20 protein-coding genes are annotated in these 22,236 nt (G+C 58.9%); 3 read left to right on the forward strand and 17 right to left on the reverse strand.

All coding sequences use genetic code 11. The features are described 5' to 3' along the window. The first annotated feature begins 123 nt into the window (after positions 1 to 123). The gene (locus ACIQTS_RS07125) at positions 124 to 465 is read left to right on the forward strand and encodes a hypothetical protein (protein WP_400290375.1); all 342 of its coding nucleotides are present in this window, start codon (positions 124 to 126) and stop codon (positions 463 to 465) included. Between the two features lie 5 nt (positions 466 to 470). Here the strand turns inward: ACIQTS_RS07125 and ACIQTS_RS07130 are convergent, their stop codons facing one another. The 15 genes from ACIQTS_RS07130 to ACIQTS_RS07200 all read right to left on the reverse strand — a co-directional run bounded on the left by ACIQTS_RS07130 (position 471) and on the right by ACIQTS_RS07200 (position 17,617). After that, positions 471 to 1,283 carry a TSUP family transporter gene (locus ACIQTS_RS07130; protein WP_181148826.1) on the reverse strand — a complete coding sequence of 271 codons (813 nt, stop codon included), beginning with the start codon at positions 1,281 to 1,283 and terminating at the stop codon, positions 471 to 473. Positions 1,284 to 1,320: 37 nt separating this feature from the next. After that, entirely contained in the window at positions 1,321 to 3,108 is a 1,788-nt protein-coding gene (locus tag ACIQTS_RS07135; protein ID WP_402472322.1) for a proline--tRNA ligase, read from the reverse strand. A gap of 605 nt (positions 3,109 to 3,713) precedes the next feature. Beyond that, positions 3,714 to 5,504, reverse strand: a complete 1,791-nt coding sequence (locus ACIQTS_RS07140; protein WP_105657274.1) for an NAD(P)/FAD-dependent oxidoreductase — start codon at positions 5,502 to 5,504, stop codon at positions 3,714 to 3,716. Between the two features lie 124 nt (positions 5,505 to 5,628). Next, complete coding sequence (locus tag ACIQTS_RS07145; RefSeq protein WP_332727080.1) at positions 5,629 to 6,798, reverse strand: GAF domain-containing protein; 1,170 nt, start codon at positions 6,796 to 6,798, stop codon at positions 5,629 to 5,631. 112 nt (positions 6,799 to 6,910) lie between these two features. After that, the gene (locus ACIQTS_RS07150; RefSeq protein WP_402472327.1) at positions 6,911 to 7,651 is read right to left on the reverse strand and encodes a hypothetical protein; all 741 of its coding nucleotides are present in this window, start codon (positions 7,649 to 7,651) and stop codon (positions 6,911 to 6,913) included. Positions 7,652 to 8,020: 369 nt separating this feature from the next. Continuing rightward, positions 8,021 to 8,761 (reverse strand): hypothetical protein, encoded by a 741-nt coding sequence (locus ACIQTS_RS07155; RefSeq protein WP_402472329.1) that lies wholly within the window; start codon positions 8,759 to 8,761, stop codon positions 8,021 to 8,023. A gap of 51 nt (positions 8,762 to 8,812) precedes the next feature. Continuing rightward, positions 8,813 to 9,607, reverse strand: a complete 795-nt coding sequence (locus ACIQTS_RS07160) for a hypothetical protein (protein WP_402472332.1) — start codon at positions 9,605 to 9,607, stop codon at positions 8,813 to 8,815. Between the two features lie 516 nt (positions 9,608 to 10,123). Further along, positions 10,124 to 11,020: a GNAT family N-acetyltransferase gene (locus ACIQTS_RS07165; RefSeq protein ID WP_332498225.1), complete on the reverse strand. Its 897-nt coding sequence runs from the start codon at positions 11,018 to 11,020 to the stop codon at positions 10,124 to 10,126. Next, the gene (ispG, locus tag ACIQTS_RS07170) at positions 10,974 to 12,140 is read right to left on the reverse strand and encodes a flavodoxin-dependent (E)-4-hydroxy-3-methylbut-2-enyl-diphosphate synthase (RefSeq protein ID WP_402472336.1); all 1,167 of its coding nucleotides are present in this window, start codon (positions 12,138 to 12,140) and stop codon (positions 10,974 to 10,976) included. Before ispG ends, ACIQTS_RS07165 begins: the two co-directional genes overlap by 47 nt. 139 nt (positions 12,141 to 12,279) lie before the next feature. Continuing rightward, positions 12,280 to 12,834, reverse strand: coding sequence for an NAD(P)H-dependent oxidoreductase (locus ACIQTS_RS07175; RefSeq protein WP_105657266.1), 555 nt, complete (start codon positions 12,832 to 12,834; stop codon positions 12,280 to 12,282). Between the two features lie 122 nt (positions 12,835 to 12,956). Further along, complete coding sequence (gene arfB / locus ACIQTS_RS07180; RefSeq protein ID WP_402472741.1) at positions 12,957 to 13,379, reverse strand: alternative ribosome rescue aminoacyl-tRNA hydrolase ArfB; 423 nt, start codon at positions 13,377 to 13,379, stop codon at positions 12,957 to 12,959. Between the two features lie 114 nt (positions 13,380 to 13,493). Then, on the reverse strand, positions 13,494 to 13,793 hold the full coding sequence (locus tag ACIQTS_RS07185; RefSeq protein WP_402472340.1) for a YciI family protein: 300 nt from the start codon (positions 13,791 to 13,793) through the stop codon (positions 13,494 to 13,496). A 23-nt stretch (positions 13,794 to 13,816) separates the two neighbouring features. Then, a complete protein-coding gene (locus tag ACIQTS_RS07190; RefSeq protein ID WP_400290363.1) occupies positions 13,817 to 15,166 on the reverse strand; it encodes a M50 family metallopeptidase in 1,350 nt (449 codons plus the stop codon). Continuing rightward, entirely contained in the window at positions 15,163 to 16,386 is a 1,224-nt protein-coding gene (gene dxr, locus ACIQTS_RS07195) for a 1-deoxy-D-xylulose-5-phosphate reductoisomerase (protein WP_105661821.1), read from the reverse strand. The genes ACIQTS_RS07190 and dxr overlap by 4 nt, the downstream gene beginning before the upstream one ends. Before the next feature lie 76 nt (positions 16,387 to 16,462). Beyond that, the gene (locus tag ACIQTS_RS07200; protein WP_105657262.1) at positions 16,463 to 17,617 is read right to left on the reverse strand and encodes an acyl-CoA dehydrogenase family protein; all 1,155 of its coding nucleotides are present in this window, start codon (positions 17,615 to 17,617) and stop codon (positions 16,463 to 16,465) included. Between the two features lie 237 nt (positions 17,618 to 17,854). Here ACIQTS_RS07200 and ACIQTS_RS07205 point away from each other — a divergent pair, with 237 nt between their 5' ends. Further along, complete coding sequence (locus ACIQTS_RS07205; protein ID WP_105657261.1) at positions 17,855 to 18,475, forward strand: TetR/AcrR family transcriptional regulator; 621 nt, start codon at positions 17,855 to 17,857, stop codon at positions 18,473 to 18,475. A gap of 69 nt (positions 18,476 to 18,544) precedes the next feature. After that, positions 18,545 to 19,006, forward strand: a complete 462-nt coding sequence (locus tag ACIQTS_RS07210; RefSeq protein ID WP_105657260.1) for a GNAT family N-acetyltransferase — start codon at positions 18,545 to 18,547, stop codon at positions 19,004 to 19,006. A gap of 445 nt (positions 19,007 to 19,451) precedes the next feature. On the opposite strand, the gene ACIQTS_RS07215 is transcribed toward ACIQTS_RS07210, so the two are convergent. Both ACIQTS_RS07215 and ACIQTS_RS07220 read right to left on the reverse strand, forming a co-directional pair. Beyond that, positions 19,452 to 21,149 (reverse strand): ABC transporter ATP-binding protein, encoded by a 1,698-nt coding sequence (locus ACIQTS_RS07215; protein ID WP_332486603.1) that lies wholly within the window; start codon positions 21,147 to 21,149, stop codon positions 19,452 to 19,454. After that, positions 21,146 to 22,216: an ABC transporter permease gene (locus ACIQTS_RS07220; protein ID WP_105657258.1), complete on the reverse strand. Its 1,071-nt coding sequence runs from the start codon at positions 22,214 to 22,216 to the stop codon at positions 21,146 to 21,148. Before ACIQTS_RS07220 ends, ACIQTS_RS07215 begins: the two co-directional genes overlap by 4 nt. Between the last annotated feature and the right edge of the window lie 20 nt (positions 22,217 to 22,236).

The following is a 22,236-nucleotide window of genomic DNA, read 5'->3' on the forward strand; positions in this document are numbered from 1 at the left end:
TCAATTGGAGGTTGGGTAATGTCAGGTCGATTCATGCGTTCGAAGACAGCAGAACTGGTCAGCGAAGTGATCGGTTCAAGGCAAGGTCGGGCGCAACTCAGTTCACATGGTTGGGTCCAAGGCATGCCTATTGTCATTGCGCAACCTGAGGAAACAGTCAACGACGTCATGTCGCTCGTGGCCGCGCACCAGCCGCCAGCTCTGATCGCTACTCTCGATCCGGAGAACAACGATTTGTGGTTCCTGTATGTATCCATCGGTTGCACAGCGTTGAAGGTTGTAGATCCGCTGGCAAGCCACACTACGGTTTCCCAACTCTACAAAACTGCAATGGGTTCCAGCTTCTTGACTTTCAGGATCGCGCAAATGGCGACCAGTTCCATGGTCCATGCCATTGAACCCCAGCATGTCCAGCACTACGCCGGATACCCGCCAATCGACACATCAGCAGCTAGCGGCCGCTAAAGCTATCACTTGCCGGCGAGGATCAGGTCCGAGCCGAGCTTGATGATCAGTGCCGAAACGACGATCACGAAAACAATGCGAATAAAGGCGCTGCCCTTGGAGATCGCCATGCGCGCCCCGAGATAGCCTCCGAGCATATTCATCACGCCCATGGCCAGGCCTAACGCGACTAGAACGTGCCCCGTGGGGATGAAGAGCAGCAGAGCACCTGCGTTGGTGCAAAGGTTAACGATCTTCGCCTTGGCGGAGGACTGCAAGAAGTTGTAACCCAGCACTGTCACCATGGCGATGATCAAGAACGATCCAGTCCCGGGACCGATCATCCCGTCGTAGCCGCCAATCAGCAGCCCAATCAGGATGGCTCGAAGATAATGCCCATGCCCGGCGTAGCGCAGGCGCGACAGCTCCCCGGCTTTGGGCTTCAGGATCGTGAACAGCAGCACCGCAATGAGCGCTGCGATAATGATGGGCTGAATGGCTCCAGAGGGAAGAATTGTGGCCAGCGCAGCTCCGCCGAAGGCACCGAGCATGGCAGTCAATGCCATCGGAATAGCGGTCTTCAAATCCGGGCTGGTGCGCCGGTAGTACGTCACCGCGCTGGTAGCCGTTCCGAAGATTGAGCCCAGCTTATTCGTGGCCAGCGCCTGCACCGGCGTGATGCCGGGGAAAAGAAGCAGCGCGGGCAATTGAATCAGGCCGCCACCGCCAACTACCGCGTCAATCCATCCAGCGCCCAAAGCTGCAAGAAGCAGCAACACCAGGGGCCAGAAGGAGACGGGTTCACCGTTGACGGACAGCAATTCCAAGAACTCTTGCACCGCGCTACTCCCCTATTCAGTTATTGGCTACAGCCTTTTAGGCGCTCAGCTCAGCGACAACGTCCTCGACCTTGACATCGCGGCGTTCGCCGGTGGCACGATCCTTGACCTCAACTACGCCCTCAGCAAGTCCACGGCCCACAACAACGATGGTTGGAATGCCGATCAGTTCGGCATCCGAGAACTTCACGCCCGCGGACACCTTTGGACGGTCATCCAAGATAACTTCCAAACCGGCCGATTCTAGTTCTGCGGCCAACTTCTCAGCAGCCTCAAGCAGCTCTGGGTCCTTGCCGGTAACGACCATGTGGACGTCGGCTGGAGCAACCTGCTTTGGCCATGCCAGACCGTTTTCGTCATGGTAAGCCTCGGCCAGTGCTGCTACCGCACGGGTGACGCCAATGCCGTAGGAGCCCATGGTGACAACCTTCAGCTTGCCGTTCTGGTCCAGGACCCGCAGATCCAGAGCCTCAGCGTACTTGCGGCCAAGCTGGAAGATATGACCCATTTCGATACCGCGTTCGGTGCGCAATGGGCCCGAGCCGTCCGGTGCCGGGTCGCCCTCTAGCACGTTGACCGACTCGATGGTGCCGTCAAAGCCGAAGTCGCGCTCGGCCACCAAGCCGAAAACGTGCTTGCCCTTTTCGTTGGCGCCGGTGATCCACGAGGTACCGGATACTACGCGAGGATCAACCAGGTAGGTGATGCCGCTGGTGCCTTCGGTACCCAGAACAGCCTGATCCAGGCCGTTGCCTGGGCCGATGTAGCCGGCAATCAATTCCGGGTGCTTGGCCAAGTCTTCACCGCTAGCGGCTTCAACCTGGACCTCGCCGATGATGCCCAGCGGGGCACCCACGGTAGCTTCGACACGCTTCAGGTCCACCTGGCGGTCGCCTGGAACACCGATGACTACCAACTGGCGGTTGCCTTCTGGATCGGTCACCGCCAGGACAACGTTTTTCAGGGTGTCCTTGGCTTCCCAAACACCGGACTCGCGTGGGCGCAGCTCGTTGGCCGCGGCAACCAGCGTCTCGATGGTCGGGGTATCCGGGGTATCGACAACTTCGAACGCAGGTGCGTTGGCGTAATCGATGGACGCTGGCACTACGGTGGTGACAGCTTCCACGTTGGCTGCGTAACCGCCGGCCGAACGGACGAAGGTATCCTCGCCAATAGCTGTTGGATGCAGGAATTCCTCGGACTTGGAGCCGCCCATGGCACCAGCCTGCGCGAAGACCGGAATAACTTCCAGACCCAGGCGCTCGAAGATCTTCAGGTAGGCGCCGCGGTGAGCCATGTAGGCTTCGTCCAGGCCTTCATCATCGATGTTGAAGGAGTACGAATCCTTCATGATGAATTCGCGGCCACGCAGCAGGCCCGCGCGTGGACGTGCTTCGTCGCGGTACTTGTTCTGGATCTGGTACAGGTAGACCGGAAGATCCTTGTACGAGTTGTACAGATCCTTCACCAGCAGCGTGAACATTTCCTCATGGGTCGGTGCCAAGAGGTAGTCTGCATCTTTGCGGTCCTTGAGACGGAACAGGCCTTCGCCGTATTCGGTCCAACGGCCGGTCTGCTCGTAAGGTTCACGTGGCAGCAGCGCTGGGAAGTGGACTTCCTGGCCGCCGATAGCGTTCATTTCCTCGCGAACAATAGCTTCAACGCGCGCAAGGACCTTCAAACCCAACGGCAACCAGGTGTAGATGCCCGGGGCCGCACGACGGATGTAACCGGCGCGTACCAACAACTTGTGGCTGGCGACTTCGGCGTCAACCGGATCTTCACGCAAGGTGCGCAAGAAGGTAGTGGAAAGCTTCAAAACCACTCGGGGTGTCCTTTTCCGTCCGTCGACTTCAGAAATAATTTCGGATGCCGACTAGCTATGCAAAATCAAATGGGTTTTGGCCGCAAAATTGGCCTTAATCAATGCTACAGCTTTCGGCCACTTCCCAATAAATTCAAGGGCTTGCGCGGAATCGTGTTGCGTGCCCGGGGCCGGATGCGGGCCTCTGGATAGATGGTGGGCGCTGCAGGGTTCTGTTTCGTTGAGTCGCTGCCAGCAAAGGACATCCCAGTCGGGTGCCAGTTCCCCGCCGATTTGTACTTGCCAGCACCCATGGCGAGGCTTACGCGGAAGCATGGTGCAGCTGGGTCGGCTGCGGCGCGCAGGCCGGTGCACCGGCGTTATTGCGGCATCCGCGGTCTGCGCCGATTCATAAACTGCGCAGGTGCCAGGAGCGTGGGAATCATGGTTCATCCGGCTTTCCGTTCAATTCGTTGTGCGATTTCCAGGCCGTTGCAGTTCAACGAAACGTCCGGATAAGGCCCGAAAACCGCCACGTGGCAGACGCGCGGGTGACCCGGAGGAAGCGCCATACAGCGCTTGCTCCGGGTCCGGGAAACCGATTCACGGGCAGGGAAACGGTGTTATCAGGATTGATGATAGGTTTCGGCGAGCGCATACACCGGAGTTCCGATGCCCTCGTACCGTGCCTTGAGCTGCAAGCCCAGATACTTCGAATAATGCCTGGACTGGTGCAGGTTGCCTCCGTGGAACCAGAGGTTCTTGACCTTGGTGGGCTTCCACATATTGCGCAGCTCCCCCTGCCATGGACCCGGATCCTTGGCGGTCCCCGACCCCAGGCCCCAGCATTTTCCGACTTCATCCGCGACTTCCTGGGAGATGAGCTTCGCCGCCCATCCGTTCATCGAGCCGTAACCGGTGGCGTAGACCACCGCGTCCGCCGGCAGCCTAGTGCCATCGGCCAGCACCACCGATTCTTCGGTCAAGTGCGATACCTCGCCATGGGCCAAAGCAATCGATCCGTCGGCCACCAGCTCGCTGGCACCGATGTTGATGTAGTACCCCGAGCCGCGGCGCAGGTACTTGAGGAACAGCCCTGAACCGTCGTCGCCGAAGTCCAGCTCGAATCCCGCATCCGCCAGCGACTTGTAGAAGTGCGCATCTTCCTGCTGGATTTTCTCGAAGACCGGCTTATGGAATTCCGGGAGGACTTTGTACGGGATGGAGGCGAAGATCAGGTCTGCCTTGTTGTGGTCTATGCCGGCAGCGAGGGCTTCTTCCGAGTACAGTCCGCCCAGCACATGCTTCATCAGCGATTCGGAGCGCACGATATGCGTGCTGGAACGTTGGACCATAGTCGGCTTGGCCCCGTTTTGCACCAGATCCGCGCAGATATCGTGTGCGGAGTTGTTGGCGCCGATGACCACGACGTTCTTGCCCGCGTACCGTTCGCCGCCTGGATGCTTGGAGGAATGGTTCTGCTCTCCTTTGAAGATCTCGGCTCCCGGGTACTGGGGAATGTTCGGAATACCGGACATGCCAGTGGCCAGCACCAGCTGGGTGGGACGCAGGGTCAACGGCACTCCGTCGCGTTCTACCTCGACGATCCACCCCTCTCCTTCCGGATCCTGCCGGGCGCTGGTCGCTTCAGTCAGGGACCAATAGTCCAGCTCCATGAGCTTGGTGTAGCTTTCCAGCCAATCCCCCATCTTGTCCTTGGGCGTGAACACCGGCCAGTGGTCGGGGAAATCAATGTAGGGCATATGGTCATACCAGACCGGATCGTGCAGCGCCAAGGAATGGTAGCGCGAACGCCATTGGTCACCGGGACGCGGATGCCTATCGATGACCAGGGCAGGAACACCCATGCGCTTGAGCCGAGCGGCCAAGCCTATGCCGCCTTGGCCGCCGCCGACAATCAGCGTGTAGGGCTGGTCGGTGATCCCCAAGGACTGCTGCTGCGCGGTGCGCCGATCAAGCCAGTTTTCCTTGCTCATCGCTACGCCGTGCTCGGCGCCCAGTTCGCGGCGCGGACCAGCAGGTTCGGGGAATTTGCGCAGGCCCTGCGCGGTGCTCAGCAGGGTCCAGGCCTTCCCATCGCGCAAGCGGAGTAATCCAAGCCCGTTGAATGCGTCGTTCTCGAACGTGTACCAGGCTTCAATGACGCCGTCAGCCTCTTGTGCGCTGGTGACTTCGATGTTCCGCGGCCACGCGCCTCGTTCAACGCCAAGCAGCATCTTCTCGATCCCGTCACGGCCCTCGCTGGTGTGAAGGTTCCATGTCATCGAGGCCAGATCCCGCCAGTAGCACTCCTCCGAAAATAGCTGCACAGCTGCTGGCGCGTCACCCGCTTCCAACGCTATCTGCAAGGAATGGAACCAGCTCCGGGCTTGCAACAAGCAATCATTGTCAGTCATTTGCGTCTCATCTCTTCATCGGGATTCAATGGATGGCCATTCGGGCCCTCCGCGACTAATGAAAGAATATGATCTGCGTCACAAAAGAAAAGCGTTGCAATAGGTTGCAGCTGCTCCGGGATTGCTAGTGGCTGCTCACCGGGACCACGATCCGGTAGGGACGTGAGGCGATCAGGCCACGCAGCTTGGAACGCAAGCGGGATATTTCGGCGCGGATGGTGACGTTCGGCGTATCCGCAGGCCACAGGCTCGCCAACTGCCCTGAGCTCACTCCGTGAGGGTTCGCAGCCAGCAGCTCAAGGATCTGCCAATGCTTCGCGCTCAAGTTGATGCGCGTCGCCCCACCGGGCGAATGGACAATAGCCTGCAGTGAAGCCCCTGCGTACAGCTGGAGGCTCACCTGGCCTTCTGCCCTTTGCAGCAGCCAGCCTCCCGGTGTCCGCCGCGCATCAATTGATCCCAGCCCGGAAATCCAGTTCCGCCCTTCTTCCATGGACATCGGCAAATTGAGCTTGGATCCAACACTGTAGCCTTGGGCGGCGGCTATAGAGCCTTGCACGTCAACTAGGACGTACTCGCCTTCGGGCAGTTGGGTGGAAAGCTGGAGCGTCTGCATTTTCAAGGCATGCTCGGTTTGCAGGAATAATTCTGCTTCTCGGGCCACGGATGAGACCAGAGCCAAGGAGTGCGGATGCGCCGTGCGGAACGAGCCTGCCAGCGTGATCGTGCCAATCAACGCCGAGGCGGCAGGATTCATGACCGGCGCCGATGTGCAGACCCAGTTGTGCTGTTCTTCCCGGGCATGCTCCGGGCCGAAAATCTGCACCGGGGCACGCTCGGCCATTGCCGCGCCGATCCCATTAGTGCCCACGTCGCTTTCGCGCCAGCGTGCACCGGCGACAAATCCGATGCCGTCACTTCGGCGGCGTACTGCAGAGGGCCCGAGCACCCAGAGCACGAATCCTTGCTCGTCGGAGATGACCAGCTGGTTTCCCGCCTGGGTGGCCAAGGAGAGCAAACGCTCCTTGAAGAGCTCGACCAGTCCGTTGAGTTCTTCGTTGGCCTGCCTGCGCTCGCGTATTTCGGAAGTATCCAAGGGAACGATATCTGTTCCAAGCTTGCCGGCCCTGGACCATGAACGAGCCACCACTGGCCGCACCACTTCAGGGATGCACGCACCTTCGGCCCAGAGCTGATGCAGGGACTTCAAGCTTCGGGCTTTGCGCGTCGGATCCTCGCCCGCAGTCAAGGCAGCCTCGATGGATTTGCGTGGCGCACCGTGTTCCAGGGTCATCCATTGAGAATGCCATGACTCGCGCATCATTGGGAAGCATTTGCCGCGCAAAGAAGTGAAGGCTCTTCTGATTCCCTTGGAACCAGAAGAGCCTTCAACGGCTGAAGGAGGCCTACTTGGCCGTGGCCTTAACCTCTTCAACTGCCTTGTTCAGTTCCTCAACGAGTGCTTTCACAGCCTCGCCATCAGCTTGTTCGCCAGTTTGGGTGCGAGAAACGGCCACAACATTTTCACCGACTACGCCCTGAATCTGGTAAGAACCGCCTGGGACCTCTTCGCCATTCATGGTCATGGCAGTGTGGGTTGCGATGGTCTTGTCCGCATCGGATTCAGCATTCAGGATCTTGGCCGAGGCAGAAACTTTCTGGCCCGCAACACTCATCGAGAAGTCCTCGCAGCCCTGCAGGTCCTTGGCATCTACCATGTCCTTGATTGCATCCAGCTTGGCAGTATCCTCGTAGCCAGCGACGGAGTAGCTGTTGCTCTCGCCTGTTTCGCCAACGACGATCGCTGCGGCCATGTTGACGCCGTCCAGGTCCTGGGTCCCCTGCTGCGAGACGAACTCGGCGCACTTCGCAGGTTCGATCTCCATCTGATCGATCAGGCCCTTGGCGCTTTCCAATGAGCCGCTAAGTGCATCGCTATCCAGAACCTGCACATTCGGTCCGTCTCCACCCAAGGTTTTGGCAACTGCAGCGGCTTGCTCAGCAGTCAGCGCTGGCACCCCCGCGCTCTCCTGCTCCTGAGGGGCCTCCGAAGAGCCAGCAGCGCCCTCGGTCCCTGAATTCGAGCTGCAACCGGTCAAGGCAAGGGCAACTGCTACAGGCAGCACCCAGAGTGAACGCTTCTTCATGGTGATTTCCTCACATTGGAGATGATAAGCCATCCACAGTATTTCACAATGTGTTGGAAATAAAAGGACTATGAGAGAGTGTTGCAGCGAATGGAATAGAGTCCAAAGTTCACTTGAATGGTCAAGGGTTGGTCGCTTGCCACCCGTTGCCAGGAAAAGCACCAGTCAAAGAGAAATCGGCAGGCACCGCACAGAAACAAGGTCCCAGCAGTTGATTTATCGTTCATCTGCCAAGGGGGCCAATACGACTCGGAGGTACGCTGCTTCGAGGAAAAGGCATGTTGGCTGCTAAACCACGAGCTCTGCACTCCTCGGTGCAAGGCCAACTGATGTTGGAGAGTCCATAAAACGGATACCCCGCCCGTTCGGCTACTGAACCGCCTCGATTTCGGCGAACGCCCGATCTGCCAGCTCCACTGCCTGTGCGGCCAGTTCAGCTGGTTGCTGCGAACCGGTCTGCAGGGTAACCAGCACGAAATTGCCATCTTGCAGAGCCTGCACAACGACCGAGGTCAGTAGCTGTCCGCCACCCGCATCCATCTGGGTGGACATGGTCAACGATTGATCCGCTTCGACGTCCAGCGGCAGGATCTGGCGTTGAGTTTCGATTTCCTCGCCGCCCAGCTCAACAGTGGCCTTTTCACATCCCTCCAGATCATCCAGCGTCAATGCCTCCGATACGTTCTTGCGGGTGGCCTCGTCGGTCAACGAGAAGACCTGCACGACTTTGCCGACGGATTCGGAGGAACTGGTCGCCGTTGCGGATACCGATGCCGTCAAGTCGGTAACTGAATACTTGGCATTCATCTCGGCACACTTTTCCGGCTTGATTCCGCTGGGAGTTTCAGCGTTCTTGGCAACTTCCAGTTGCTTCTGCATCTGCTCATTGCCAACTATCTGGACTGCGTTGTCGCCTTCCAAAAGCTTGGAAGCAATGGACTCTACCTGCTCCGCACTGAGCACATCACCCGAGGCAGAAGTCTTCTTGCTTTCCGCCGGGGCCGTCGAAACAGCCGTTTCCGCTGGTTCTGTCGCGGAATTCGAAGAACATCCAGCCAGCATCATGGTCGTGGCCAATGGCAATGCCCAGAGGGCTAAACGCTTAGTCATCTATTGCTTTCCGTAATTGCCACCGGAAGACCGATGGCGTCTTGAAATGAACTACTGGGTAAGTCGGTTCATGAGTTCTTGGAGGATCCCGGATGCTTCTTCAACTTCGTTCGCGGTGTTCGCGGCAGAAGTGGAACGCTGAATGCCGAGCAGAACGTTCGAATTAGCGGAGCGAATGATGAGCTGCTGTTTGGTGGACGACCCATCACTGCTGGTAATTACATACCCGTCGGCTAATCCTGCAGCAGAATCAATAGGCTGCTTTGCAATGTGGTAAGCGCGAGTCTCATTGCCTAATTTGACTGTGTAACGCGAGCAATCAGCATTGGCCTCAGTTTTGGCAACCCATTGCGCTTGCAAAACTTCAGGGTCTTTGTAGATTGCAACAGATAGGTAGCTGTCCTCGAATTCGATGGCGCCCATCGTGGCGCTCTGCAATTGATCTGCGACCGGCTCAGCAAAGGTAACTCCGCATTTACTGGGATTCACTTGGACGTCCTCTATCCACTCCTGTGCTTGCGGAATGCTCTTGCGTAGCTGTTTGTCGTTGATGACATGGGAGTTTTCTTCGTCTTTGGCGAAATCCTCAAGCAGATTTTCCAGCTGTCCGTCGTCGAGCTGGACTGGGGCGACCGTCGAGGCACCGGTTTCGACTTCTGGCGAACTGCACCCACCAATGAGGAGTACTGCTGCGCCCATAGCAGCACCCAAATACGCTTTAGTACCAATGGCTTGAACCACAAATTTTCCCATCACCATCACTTTTACACTTTCGAGTCTAGAAGACTGATGATCATTCGATGGGCATTGTTGCTCCCGCGTTGAGCGGAAGAAGAAATAGCCCAAGTTGCATAGCACCTGGGCCCCGTTTCCCTTGCCGGGTCATTAAGCGAATGGATTGCTCTCCATTAGCCGGAGAAATGGATGTTTGCCGCAGCTAAGCGAAAGTCCTCAAAGGATGCTAAACAGGTTTCCCGCCACTCGAGCTTCGCCAGCGATACAAAGGAAAAGCAGGTAATGGGGACTCATAGCGGCTAAGTGGGTCGCGGCGATAAGCTCAACTTCCGGCAACAGTCGTTAATGCGACTTTATTTGTCGATGCTCGGGCTTCATTGGCCGCGCAGCTGGAGCACTGACTGCCGCGAATACCGAATGGCCCGTTATAGCGCCGTATTAGTCATGAGAACGTTGCACAACTGACGATGAACCGGGATCCGCAATCAACTTCGTTTTCGCCTTCACCTGCGGGATTCTTTGCAGCCAGCCAAATCCGCGGTAAGGCGGAATTGTTTCTGGCGAAGTAGCTGCAGGTGGCTCAAGAGCAGAACCGGTTGATTTCCACGTTGCCCGTGCCACTGCTGTTCAGAACAGGATCGTTGCGAAGGTGCCGACCTGTTCAAAGCCGATGCGCTGATAAGTCTTGATTGCAGCGGTGTTGTAGTCGTTGACGTACAGGCTCACTACAGGAGCGAACTGCATCGCGTAGTCCACCGTGGAGGCCATGTAGCCGGCAGCCAAGCCTTGGCCGCGATACATCGGGTTCACCCAAACACCTTGGATTTGCACTACTTCGTCGGTGACGGTGCCTAAATCAGCCTTGAAAATCACGTTGCCGCGCTGGTCGCAGTCCATGAGCGTGTGCCCCTCACGAATTAACTGGCGTACACGGTTGCGGTAGAAGCTTCCACCGTTTTCCAACGGCGAATATCCAAGCTCTTCTTCGAACATGGCAGCGCTGGCAGGCAGGACTAGGTCGAATTCCTGAACCTGAGCCGGCCGAATCCGGTTGCGGCGAATTCCCTCCGGGATTTGGGTGATGGCCATTAGTGGCTGATTTTCCCGGACATCAAAAATTTCTTGCGGACCATCCCGCAAGACGTCATGCATGGCCAGAACTGTTTCTGCCGGTCCGAATACCGAGGCGAATCGCTGTCGGGAATCGATGGCATGCATAGCGTACTTCTGGGCATCGGACTCCGGCATGGCGGTGGGCGCCATGTTGGCGCCCACCCAGCATGCCGATTCAAGACCTTCGCTGCCGTCCAAGCCAACGATGTGGGCAAACCCGTCTGGGACCGCTGACCGGTGGATGCTCACCTGCGAACGGGTGAATATATTTGCGACGGGGTCGCGATCGAGCAGCTCAATGAGGGCTGTCGTATCACGACGGCCCAAGATGCGCGGCTCTCCCTCGACGCTCCGGCGGCTAGTTCTAGCTGACGGAGACCATGGGAGAACCCGAGGAAGGATTCTCGTCATTGTCCAGTCCCATTTCTGCTGCCAAACGGTTGGCTTCTTCAATCAAAGTCTCAACAATTTGATCTTCCGGGACGGTCTTGATGACTTCGCCCTTAACGAAGATCTGTCCCTTGCCATTGCCGGAGGCAACGCCGAGGTCAGCGTCGCGGGCTTCACCCGGTCCGTTGACAACGCAGCCCATTACGGCCACGCGCAGTGGAGCCTTCATGCCTTCGAGCCCAGCGGTAACCTGCTCGGCCAAGGTGTAGACATCCACCTGGGCACGACCGCAGGATGGGCAAGAAACGATGTCCAGCTTGCGGGGGCGCAGGTTCAACGATTCCAGAATCTGGTTGCCGACCTTCACCTCTTCTACCGGTGGAGCGGACAGCGATACGCGAATGGTGTCGCCAATGCCCTTGGAGAGCAGTGCACCGAAAGCGGTGGCGGACTTGATGGTGCCCTGGAATGCTGGACCGGCTTCGGTCACGCCCAGGTGCAGTGGCCAGTCCCCGCGTTCAGCCAGCATCTCGTAGGCACGGACCATGATCACAGGGTCGTTGTGCTTTACCGAGATCTTGAAGTCATGGAATCCGTGCTCTTCAAACAGGGAAGCTTCCCAAACAGCTGATTCAACCAGCGCTTCAGGGGTGGCCTTGCCGTACTTCTGCAGCAAGCGGCGATCCAGCGAGCCAGCATTGACGCCGATGCGAATGGAGGTGCCGTGGTCCTTGGCGACCTGCGCGATTTCCTTGACCTGGTCATCGAACTGGCGAATATTGCCGGGATTCACGCGCACCGCGCCACAGCCTGCTTCGATGGCAGCGTAGACGTACTTTGGCTGGAAGTGGATATCGGCGATCACCGGGATCTGCGACTTCATCGCAATGATCTTCAGCGCTTCCGCATCCTTATCCGTGGGGCAGGCCACACGCACGATGTCGCAGCCGGCAGCGGTCAGCTCGGCAATCTGCTGCAAGGTGGCGTTGATGTCGTGGGTCTTGGTGGTAGTCATCGACTGAACCGAAATCGGCGAGTCGGAGCCGACACCTACGGATCCAACCTGGAATTGGCGAGTCTTGCGACGTGGTGCGAGTACCGGCGGTGGGCCTGCCGGCATGCCTAGGCTGACCGAAGTCAATGGACGCCTCCGAATAGATTGTGGGTATTTCTCTAGTCCAAGTATGTCACCGTATCGCGGTGAGCGGGTACTCATGCGAGAAAGGCCACGGTTACCGTGGCCTTTCTTGCACTATTGAGCTTCCGGGGATCGTGAAAACCTAGTTAGCTTCGGCGATTTCCTTGATGCTGCTCAGCACGCCAGAGACCTGCTCGACAACTTCAGCGTCATCCTTCGGGTGCAGTTCAGCGAAGCGTACTACCGAGTTAGGGATAGCCAGCTTGACGTTTTCAAGCACGTTGGCGCCGGCGATGTTCAGTGCCTTGCGCGCTTCGTCCTGCGCCCAGACGCCACCGTACTGTCCGAAAGCGGTGCCAACGACCACGGTTGGCATGTCCTTGAGCGCACCGGCGCCGAAGGGGCGGGACAGCCAGTCAATGGCGTTCTTCAGGACAGCTGGCATGGTGCCGTTGTACTCAGGAGTGACCAGCATCAGCGCATCGGCGTCACCGGCTGCGTCGCGCAGGGCCTGGGCGGCGGCAGGAACACCACCTTCCACGTCGTGGTCCTCGTTGTAGAAAGGAATGTTCTCCAAGCCGCTGAACACGGAAACTTCCATGCCTTCAGGTGCGTTGTGCGAAGTGGCTTCGGCCAGCTGCTGGTTGGTCGAACCATTGCGCAGGGAACCGACGAGGGTGAGGACCTTGGTGGTCATAGGGTGTTCTCCTAAAGGCAGAAATAATAGAAAGCTGACGCTTCACCTACTTTCAACCGTTTCCCCACCCCAACCATTCCGTGCAGCAAAGTGACATGAAGCACAGTAGCTGATCGCTGGGATCAGTCCATCCCTGGTTTGCGGCGAAGTTGCTTGGTGGCTGAGCGAGTAGCTTTGGCACTCAGCCTGCGCCGGTGAGAACCGCGGGTAGGTTTCGTTGCCTTGCGTGCCGGTGCATCCGGCGCCAGCGCTTTTTCCACGATTTGCCCCAACTTCTCTTGGGCGAGCTGGCGGTTGCGCCATTGCGATCGCTCTTCGGAAGCAGTCACGACGATGGCCCCGGCCACCAAGCGAGGTCCGAGCTTCGCCAGCAAGCGCTGACGCTGCCAGTCGGACAAGGCCCGCGAAGCGCCAATAACCCAGGTGAGTTCCACCCGTGAGTCCGAGGTATTCACATGCTGCCCGCCGGGGCCCGAGGAACGGGAGAAATGCCAGTTCAGCTCGGCTGCAGGGATCGCCAGCGTTGACGTGATCTGCACATCCATGATGTTTTCCACTTCCTTTCCCCTACCAGTCTGCGCCATCCGAGCTGTTTAATGCAGGCAGCCTCCGCTGTTCTCGGAAAAGAACAGCGGAGGCTGGTGCAAGGTACCTATCGCCTAGGACGCGAAATCTTCCAGCAGGCCAATTACCGGGTTCCATTCGGTGACGGTGGCCGCGCCGATTCCGCCAACCTTCTGGAAAGGATCATTGGAAAGCACTTCGTCCAGCGCAGCTTGCGCTTCTGCCGCGAAGATCAACAGCGCGCCGTCGTTGACCGGAGTCGGCCCCGAAGCAAGAAGGCGTACCGCACCTTCGCCCAGGAAGCCGCAAAGGTACTGGCGGTGTGCTGGACGGTGTTCATTGCGCAGCTCGGTGGAGTTCTCGGCGTACGCGTATTCAACAGCAAAAACAGTCATGCCTACAGCATATTTCTCCCCGCTTAGAACAGCTGTATCGGCTTGAAGATATCCGCATATATTAAGAGCCCGCCCATGACCAGCATCGCTACCACCACGACATAAGTCAGCGGCAAAAGCTTGACCGTGTCCACAGGCCGTACCTTCTTGATCCTGAAGATCCTGGCAACTGTGCGCTTCAGCCCCTCATACAGCGCGCCCACCACGTGGCCGCCATCCAGCGGCAGCAGCGGGATCAGGTTGAAGGCGAACAGGGCCAAGTTCAAACCGCCCACCAATGACAGCAAGGTTGCGAATTTGTCAGCTACCGAGATGGAATCCTCCGCGCTGATCTCTCCGGCAATGCGCCCAACGCCCACGATGGACACCGGCCCATTCGGGTCGCGTTCCTCGCTGCCAAAAGCAGCTTGGGCGACATCCACCATGCGCTGGGGCAGGTGTAAGATGACATCGCCAATTCTCAGCAACTGATCCCCGATCACGCCGGGAACCGCGCTCAGCGGCTGGGTCAGGTCCCGCTGCAAGGAGCCCATCCCGACGAAACCGACCTTGGTCATGATGTATTCGCCCTGCTCATCGAGCAGCACGTAGCCATTTTCGTCGGTCGCCGGGCGTTCGGTCAGGTACGGAGTCAGCTCGGTGGTGCGAATCTGCCCGTCGCGGGCATAGTCCAGGGTGATGGGTTCTCCTGGATGATCGCGGATGACATCGGTGAGCTTATTCCATTCAGCTTCCGCAACAGCGGTGCCGTTTACGGCGGTGATCGTGTCCCCTGGCAGGAGGCCTGCCTCGTAAGCCGGCGCTGGGACATCCTTGTCGGTGCATTCGGCCTGCTCTGCGTTCTGTGCGCTGGCAATGCACTGGTACACCTCGGAGACTGTGGTGGTTGGCGTAGCCTGGCCGAAGCTGGTCAGCACGATGCCGATCACCACGAACCCGATGACCAGGTTCATGATTGGGCCACCGAGCATGATGATGACGCGCTTGTAGATCGGCAGCTGGTAGAACAGCCGGCCTTCATCGCTGGGCAGCACGTTCTCGTTGGCCTGCGAGCGTGCGTCATCCACCATCTGTCCGAAGACTCTCTGGAAGAGATTCGGCTTCTTCCCGGAAGCATCCGAGACGACCTGGTCGCGTGGCGGGTACATGCCCACCATCGAGATGTAGCCGCCCAGGGGCAGGGCCTTGATGCCGTATTGCGTTTCGCCACGCTTGAAGGAAACCAGCGTTTTGCCGAAACCGATCATGTACTGCGGAACGCGCAGCTTGAACAGTTTCGCGGGTACCAGGTGCCCGATTTCATGCAGTGCAATGGACAGCCCGACGGCTACCACCATGAATAGGACGCCGCCGATGAACAGCAATGCACTCATGCTTTGGCCTCGATGATCTTCGTTGCATGGGCGCGGGCCCAGCGGTCTGTTTCCAGCACTGTTTCGACCGATAGCGCTGCGCTCATCGGGGTGTACTCGTCCAAGGCCCGTTCCACGGTCTCAACGATGTCGGTGAAGCGGATCTTTCCATCATGGAAGGCATCCACTGCAATTTCGTTGGCGGCGTTATAGACAGCCATATGCGTTCCCGACGACGCTGCGGCCTGCTTGGCAAGCTTTACAGCGCTGAAGACCTCCTCATCCAGTGGTTCGAAGGTCCAGCTTGCTGCGGTGGAGAAATCGCAAGCCTTCGCGGCACCGGCAACCCGATGCGGCCAATTAATGCCCAAAGCGATCGGCAGGCGCATATCCGGCGGCGATGCCTGGGCGATCACCGAACCGTCGATGAACTCCACCATCGAGTGAATGATTGACTGGCGATGCACCACAGGCTCGATCTTTTCCAGTGGCACGTCGAACAGCAGGTGGGCTTCGATGACTTCCAAGGCCTTGTTGACCATGGTGGCCGAGTTGGTGGTGACCATGCGCCCCATGTCCCAGGTTGGATGAGCCAGCGCCTGGGCGGGGGTGACATCACGCAGCTGCTCATGGCTGTAGCCGAAGAATGGACCGCCAGAGGCAGTCACCAGCAGCTTGGCCACTTCCTCGGGCGCGCCAGAGCGCAGGGCCTGGGCGAGGGCGGAGTGCTCGGAATCAACGGGCGAGATCTGGCCTGGTGCCGCGATCCGCTTGACTACCTGGCCTCCGATGATCAGGGATTCCTTATTGGCCAGTGCCAGCAGGTGGCCGGCTTCCAAGGCAGCAATGGTCGGGGCTAGGCCAATGGCACCGGTGATGCCATTGAGCACCACGTCGGCCTCGGCGAAAGCGGCAACCTCGGTTGCCGCATGCGCGCCGGCCACCAGCTCGGGAGTGTATCCGGTTACCGATGCATCTTCTGCGGCTCTCTTAATGGCCGCGGCAAGCTCCTCCTTGGATTCCACGGCGCTGCCAACGAGCGCAGGGCGGTGCTTAATTGCCTGGCGAGCCAGTAATTCAAGGTTGTACCCACCGGACAGCGCTGCCACGGAGAATTGTCCGGATGCGTTTTCGATGACGTCCAGTCCCTGCGTGCCGATGGAACCGGTGGAACCGATCAGGCTGACGCGACGGGGATGTCCGGCTGGAATGAAAGTTTTCTGGGAGCTCACCCTACCCATTATGGTTCGTTTTACTGTGAGCGCCCAAAGAGCGCCACACCCCAAAATCAGGATGCAGCGCCCCCTCTGGCAAGAATCAGAGACCTAAGCTGCGGGCAATGAGCATCTGCTGGACCTGCGTGGTTCCTTCGCCGATTTCCAGGATCTTCGAATCGCGGTAGTGCCGTGCAACCAATGACTCATTCATGAATCCGTAGCCGCCAAAGATCTGGGTAGCATCACGGGCGTTATCCATCGCCGCTTCGCTGGCAATCAGCTTGGCATGCGCGGCTTCGATCTTGAAGTCCTTGCCGGCGAGCATCTTCGCCGCCGCCGCGTAGTAGGCCAGACGGGCCGTGTGGGCGCGCGAAGCCATGCGAGCGATCATGAACGAGATGCCTTGGTACTGGCCGATGGCCTGACCGAAGGAAGTCCGTGTCTTGGCATACTTCACCGCCTCGTCGAGGCAACCCTGGGCGGCTCCGGTGGCCAACGCCGCGATGGCGATACGTCCCTCATCGAGAATTTCCAAGAAGTAGGCGTATCCGCGTCCGCGCTCGCCAAGCAGGTTCTCCTCCGGAACTCGCACGCTGCTGAAGCTCAGCGGATGGGTGTCACTGGCACGCCAACCCACCTTGTCGTAGGCCTTCTCCGCGGTGAATCCTTCGGTTCCCGTCGGCACGATGATTGCCGAGATTTCCTTCTTGCCGGTTGCTTCGTCGACACCGGTGACAGCGGTGGCCGTGACGAGGGAAGTGATGTCGGTACCGGAGTTGGTTATGAATTCTTTGGCGCCATCGATAACCCATTCGCCATTTTCCAGTTTCGCTTTGGTCAAGGAAGCTGAGGCGTCGGAGCCTGCACCGGGTTCGGTCAGGCCAAAACCGGCCAAGCGTTCGCCGGCGGCCAGGGCTGGCAGCCACTTCTGCTTCTGGCCCTCGCTGCCAAAGCGGTAGATCGGCATCGCGCCCAGGGAGACGCCGGCTTCGAGAGTGATGGCTACCGACTGGTCTACCTTGCCCAGTTCTTCGAGCGCCAGCGCGAGGTGGAAGTAGTCGCCGCCGGAACCGCCGTATTCTTCGGAGACTGGCAGCCCGAAGAGACCCATCTGCCCCATTTGCTTGACGATGTCATAGGGGAACGCATGGTTGGCATCGTTCTGCGCGCTCTGCGGGGCTACGACTTCCTGGGCGAATTCGCGGACCATGTCGACCAGGTCTTGATACTGGTCGTCGAGTTCGAGATCAATCATCAGGCTCTCTCTTCGTTGAGGGACGAACCGGCATCGGCTGCGGGATGTGCATAAACCGGTGGCGGTCATGTTCTGCGCCAGGTGCGTGAGTTTCTTGGAAGCACACGCCGCGACGCGTATGGTTAATATTTATTAACTGGTTGCTGCCTACGGGTGGGTAAACAGCTACATTTTTGACATTAGTGGCAGCGGTCACACTTGTCCAGACCGAGGCTTGGCAAACGTAAGGAGTTGATTGTGTTGGCGAGCAAATACCAGTCGCTCAATGAACCAACAGAGCGTGAGCGCGCCAAAGCTGAACGACGAGAAGCACTCTTGCGCGAAGCCACTCGACTGTTCGCCTTGAATGGCTACGCGGGTGTTTCGCTGGAGGATCTGGGCGCTGCCTGCGGCATCTCCGGTCCGGCCGTGTACCGGCATTTCGCCGGCAAGCAGGCAGTGCTTATCGCTCTGCTAGTAGATATGTCCAAAGATATCTATGCCGGGGGCTGCACGGCCACGGAAGCCGGCGGCACTCCCCTGGAGGTGCTTTCGCGTCTGGTTGATTTCCACACTGACTTCTCGCTGTCCCGCCCGGACATTTTGCAGGTCCAGGACCGTGATTTGAAATCGCTCCCGAAGGCCGAACTGGCATTAGTCCGCAAACTCCAGAACTCCTATATCGGGCTTTGGACTACGGAACTGGCCAAATTGCATCCCACCGGAAGCAAGCAGTCGCACAGATTCCGCGCGCACGCCGTCTTCGGCTTGCTGAACTCGACTGCTCATTCCGCACACTCGCCGAGGACTAAAAAGTCCGGCCTGAAGCCGTTATTGTCCAACATGGCACTCGCCGCACTCACTTCCCCGGTAGTGTAGGTTTCAAGCCATTGTTCACTGGTGTGCCAATACCGGCACGCTGACCCACACGATTGAAAGGCCTTTATCGTGCAGCTACGAGAAGTCCGCCCTTCCGACTTGGACGCATTCTTCGCTCATCAGCAAGAACCCGAGGCGAACCTCATGGCCGCTTATCAAGCGCGTAACCCAGCCGACCGCGCGGTATTCGACCACCACTGGAACTCGATTCTGAACGATCCGAATGTTCTGGTTCGCACCATCGAGCATGAGGGCGAAGTCGTTGGATCCATTCTGGTCTTCGACGGCGAAGTACCAGAGATCAATTTCTGGACTTCGACCAAGTACTGGGGCAAGGGACTGACCACCAGCGCGGTAGACACCTTCCTCGCCGAATACACCAAGCGCCCATTGACCGCGCATGTGGTCCAGGACAATCTAGGTTCCATCAAGGTCCTGGAACGCCGAGGGTTCAAGACCGTTGGCACCGAGCAGATCTTCTCCAACGCCCGCGCAGAGGTCGTTACCGAAAACGTCATGCAGCTGGACTAGATTCCAAAAGATAGGCAAAAGCTGGCTCTCGGCAGAGAGCCAGCTTTTGCCTATTAACGGGCCTCTACCGCCGAGGTTCCCTTGGTCCTTTCCTGGATCAGCATCGTCCCGCGCCCGGCGCAAAGCCCCAGGCAGGCGTCTGCGGGTTCCGCCCGAGCTGGTTTTCTGCTGCACGATCCGTGCAAGAACGCCAGTGCGGGTCATCCTGTGATTCCTGCAGCGATGAGTGTTGAGCCCGAGGCACTCCCTCTCGTTCAGCTGGTCCAAGTTCTGCCGCCCAGCACCTGCTCGTAGGCCCGCAAGTACTTGTATCGCTTTCCCGGACCGAGGCCGGATCCGGGGAATCGGCTTTCGCCATGTCCAGCTCTCCCGGGCAGACGGAAGGGGCCCGCTTCCAGTGAAAGATCTGGAAACGAGCCCCCTTATTCGTCGTTCAGCTCAGCATCTACTTCGTGCTGTTCAGCAAGCGCCAAGCCTCACGGCGTACTGCCTGCTCATGCGGATCCGGCACCGGAGCCGCGGCCAACAGGCGTTTGGTGTAGTCGTGCGTTGGGGCATGCAGCACGGTATCCACCATGCCCTGCTCAACCGCCCTGCCTGACTGCATCACTACGACCGCATCAGCCAGCATGTCAACGACAGCCAGATCATGGCTGACAAAGAGGCACGCGAAGTTGAAGTCCCGTTGCAGGTCCTGCAGCATTTCCAATACGACTGCCTGCACCGAAACATCCAAAGCACTAGTTGGCTCATCGGCAATCAGCAGCTCGGGGTTCAAGGTCAACGCGCGAGCAATGCAAACACGCTGACGCTGGCCGCCTGAGAGCTCGTGGGGGTATCGGTTGATTACGTTGCGCGGCAGCTTCACCGCATCGAGCAGTTCTTCAGCACGCTTGATGCGCCCTGCTTTGCTGCCAACCTTGTGAACCACCATCGGTTCGGTGATGCAATCGCCAATAGGGAAACGCGGGTTCAAGGATGCTGCCGGGTCCTGGAAGATGACGCCGATTTTCTTGCGAACCGCACGGGCTTCCTTCGGGGAAAGTTTCGGCAGATCATGGCCCTGGACCGACAAGCTGCCGCTAGCCACAGGCAACAAGCCGAGCACCGCCTTGGCGATGGTGGATTTGCCAGAGCCGGACTCGCCCACAATGCCTAGGACTTCGCCCTTGGCAATATCGAAGCTCACCTCTTCCACGGCGCGGAAGATCTTTCCCCGCATGTCGTATTCCAGCACGAGGTCCTTGGCTTCCAGCACCAGCTCGCGTCCTGGAGGCGCAGTTTCGGAGCTGTGCGGGGGCGTCGCAGTAGTAACAGCCGGAGCAGACAAGCGCGGTACCGCGGCCAGCAGGCGCTGGGTGTATGGATGTTCCGGGCGCAGCAGAACTTGCTCCACGGTGCCGGTCTCGACGAGGTTGCCCTGGAACATCACGGCCACTTCATCGGCCATATCCGCGACAACACCCATGTTGTGGGTGATCAGCAAGATGCCGGTATTCAGTCGATCCTTCAGCTCGCGCAGCAGATCGAGAATTTCTGCCTGCACCGTTACATCCAGTGCGGTGGTTGGCTCATCGGCGATGATCACCTTGGGATCGCAGGATATCGCCATGGCAATGACGATACGCTGGCGCTGGCCGCCGGAAAACTGGTGCGGGTACTGCTTGACGCGCTTGGCGGGATCCGGGATGCCCACCATGTCCAGCAGCTCGATGGCCCGGTCGGTTGCTTCCTTGCCATAGGCGATGTCGTGCAGTTCCAGCGCTTCAGTCAACTGCCGCTCAATGGTCAGCACCGGGTTCAGCGCAGTCATGGGCTCCTGGAAGACCATCGCGATGTCGGTGGCACGCATCTTGCGCAGCTTGCCTTCGTCCAGGCCAACCACGTTGACGTTGCCGACCTTGGCGGCACCTGAGACATTGGCGTTTTCCGGCAGCAGGCCCATCGCCGCAGTTGAGGTGACGGACTTGCCGGAACCGGACTCGCCAACCAGCGCCACGACCTGCCCGGGGCGGACGGTCAAGGACAAGCCCTTGACTGCGTGGACGTCTGCACCACCGGTGGCAAAGACGACGTTGAGGTCGGTGAAGCTCAGCGCGTAGCCGTCTGAGCCTTGTTCGTTCATTGGTGCTGCGTGGCTCATGGCTTCTCCTTGCGGGTTGGAAGGGCGAACAGGCCGGCGCGGCGGCGGCGCTTCTTTCCGATTTGGCGCGGGTCGAACGCATCGCGCAAGCCGTCACCCAAGAAGTTCACCGACAGGGCGATGGTAACGATGATCATGCCTGGCCACCAGAACAAATACGGGCGGGTGGTGAAGGCGTTCTGGTACTGGCTGATCAGCAGGCCCAGCGAGGATTCTGGAGCCTTCACGCCGAAGCCCAGGTAGGACAGCGAGGACTCCAGCAGGATCGCGCCAGCGATCGCGAAGGTTGCGTTCACGATGATCACGCCCATGGTGTTGGGGATCAGGTGCTTGAAGATCACGCGGCTGGTCTTCGAACCCATGGCCTGGGCGGCAGCAACGTATTCGCGTTCGCGCAGCGAAAGGATTTCACCGCGCACCAGTCGGGCCAAGCCGGTCCAGGTCACCAGGCCGAGCACGAGGGCCAGGATGATGATGGAACCGGTGGATGCACCAGCCATCTTGCCCAGAACAGCGGCCAGGACCAGCAATGGGATCACGATGAACAGGTCAGTGATGCGCATCAGGATTTCGTCGACCCATCCGCGGAAGTAGCCGGCAACAGCACCGATGACGGTTCCCAGGACAGTGGCGACCAAGCCAACCACAACGCCGATAATGATGGACTTCTGCGTGCCGTTCATGACCAGGGCGAAGTAGTCCTTGCCGACCGAGTCCTGCCCGAAGGGGTGCTCGCCGATGCGGATGCCTTCGCCGCCGAGCCAGGCGGGGACCAGGCTCAAGGTCGGTTTGCCGCCATCCACAACGGCACCAGCGTGGTAGAAGTTCTGTCCCCACCAGCCGGGGATCGGTCCCCAGCCAATGGAGCTGAAAGCGAAAACGGTGATGACGACCAGGATCACCGCGGAAATCATCGCCGGCTTGTGGCTGACGAAGCGCTCGAGAACAATGCGTCCCTGGCTCTTCGGCTTTTCGTGGATTTGGGCCAGCTTGGCGTCTTCCACCTCGGCCACGGAATTCAGGTTCTGCGGCTCGTTCTCGTTCAAGTTCTTGTTCGGGGTGCTCATCGCTGGTCCTTAGGGTTGCA

It is taken from the genome of Glutamicibacter sp. NPDC090743 (genome assembly GCF_044769125.1).
Taxonomy (GTDB): domain Bacteria; phylum Actinomycetota; class Actinomycetes; order Actinomycetales; family Micrococcaceae; genus Glutamicibacter.

Bases quoted from the DNA above. Each gene is read 5' to 3' on its own strand.
- ACIQTS_RS07125 (WP_400290375.1), top strand. From the start codon at position 124: ATGCCTATTGTCATTGCGCAACCTGAGGAAACAGTCAACGACGTCATG.
- ACIQTS_RS07140 (WP_105657274.1), bottom strand. From the start codon at position 5,504: ATGACTGACAATGATTGCTTGTTGCAAGCCCGGAGCTGGTTCCATTCC.
- ACIQTS_RS07145 (WP_332727080.1), bottom strand. From the start codon at position 6,798: ATGACCCTGGAACACGGTGCGCCACGCAAATCCATCGAGGCTGCCTTG.
- ACIQTS_RS07150 (WP_402472327.1), bottom strand. From the start codon at position 7,651: ATGAAGAAGCGTTCACTCTGGGTGCTGCCTGTAGCAGTTGCCCTTGCC.
- ACIQTS_RS07155 (WP_402472329.1), bottom strand. From the start codon at position 8,761: ATGACTAAGCGTTTAGCCCTCTGGGCATTGCCATTGGCCACGACCATG.
- ACIQTS_RS07165 (WP_332498225.1), bottom strand. From the start codon at position 11,020: ATGACGAGAATCCTTCCTCGGGTTCTCCCATGGTCTCCGTCAGCTAGA.
- ACIQTS_RS07175 (WP_105657266.1), bottom strand. From the start codon at position 12,834: ATGACCACCAAGGTCCTCACCCTCGTCGGTTCCCTGCGCAATGGTTCG.
- arfB (WP_402472741.1), bottom strand. From the start codon at position 13,379: ATGGATGTGCAGATCACGTCAACGCTGGCGATCCCTGCAGCCGAGCTG.
- ACIQTS_RS07185 (WP_402472340.1), bottom strand. From the start codon at position 13,793: ATGACTGTTTTTGCTGTTGAATACGCGTACGCCGAGAACTCCACCGAG.
- ACIQTS_RS07190 (WP_400290363.1), bottom strand. From the start codon at position 15,166: ATGAGTGCATTGCTGTTCATCGGCGGCGTCCTATTCATGGTGGTAGCC.
- dxr (WP_105661821.1), bottom strand. From the start codon at position 16,386: ATGGGTAGGGTGAGCTCCCAGAAAACTTTCATTCCAGCCGGACATCCC.
- ACIQTS_RS07200 (WP_105657262.1), bottom strand. From the start codon at position 17,617: ATGATTGATCTCGAACTCGACGACCAGTATCAAGACCTGGTCGACATG.
- ACIQTS_RS07215 (WP_332486603.1), bottom strand. From the start codon at position 21,149: ATGAGCCACGCAGCACCAATGAACGAACAAGGCTCAGACGGCTACGCG.
- ACIQTS_RS07220 (WP_105657258.1), bottom strand. From the start codon at position 22,216: ATGAGCACCCCGAACAAGAACTTGAACGAGAACGAGCCGCAGAACCTG.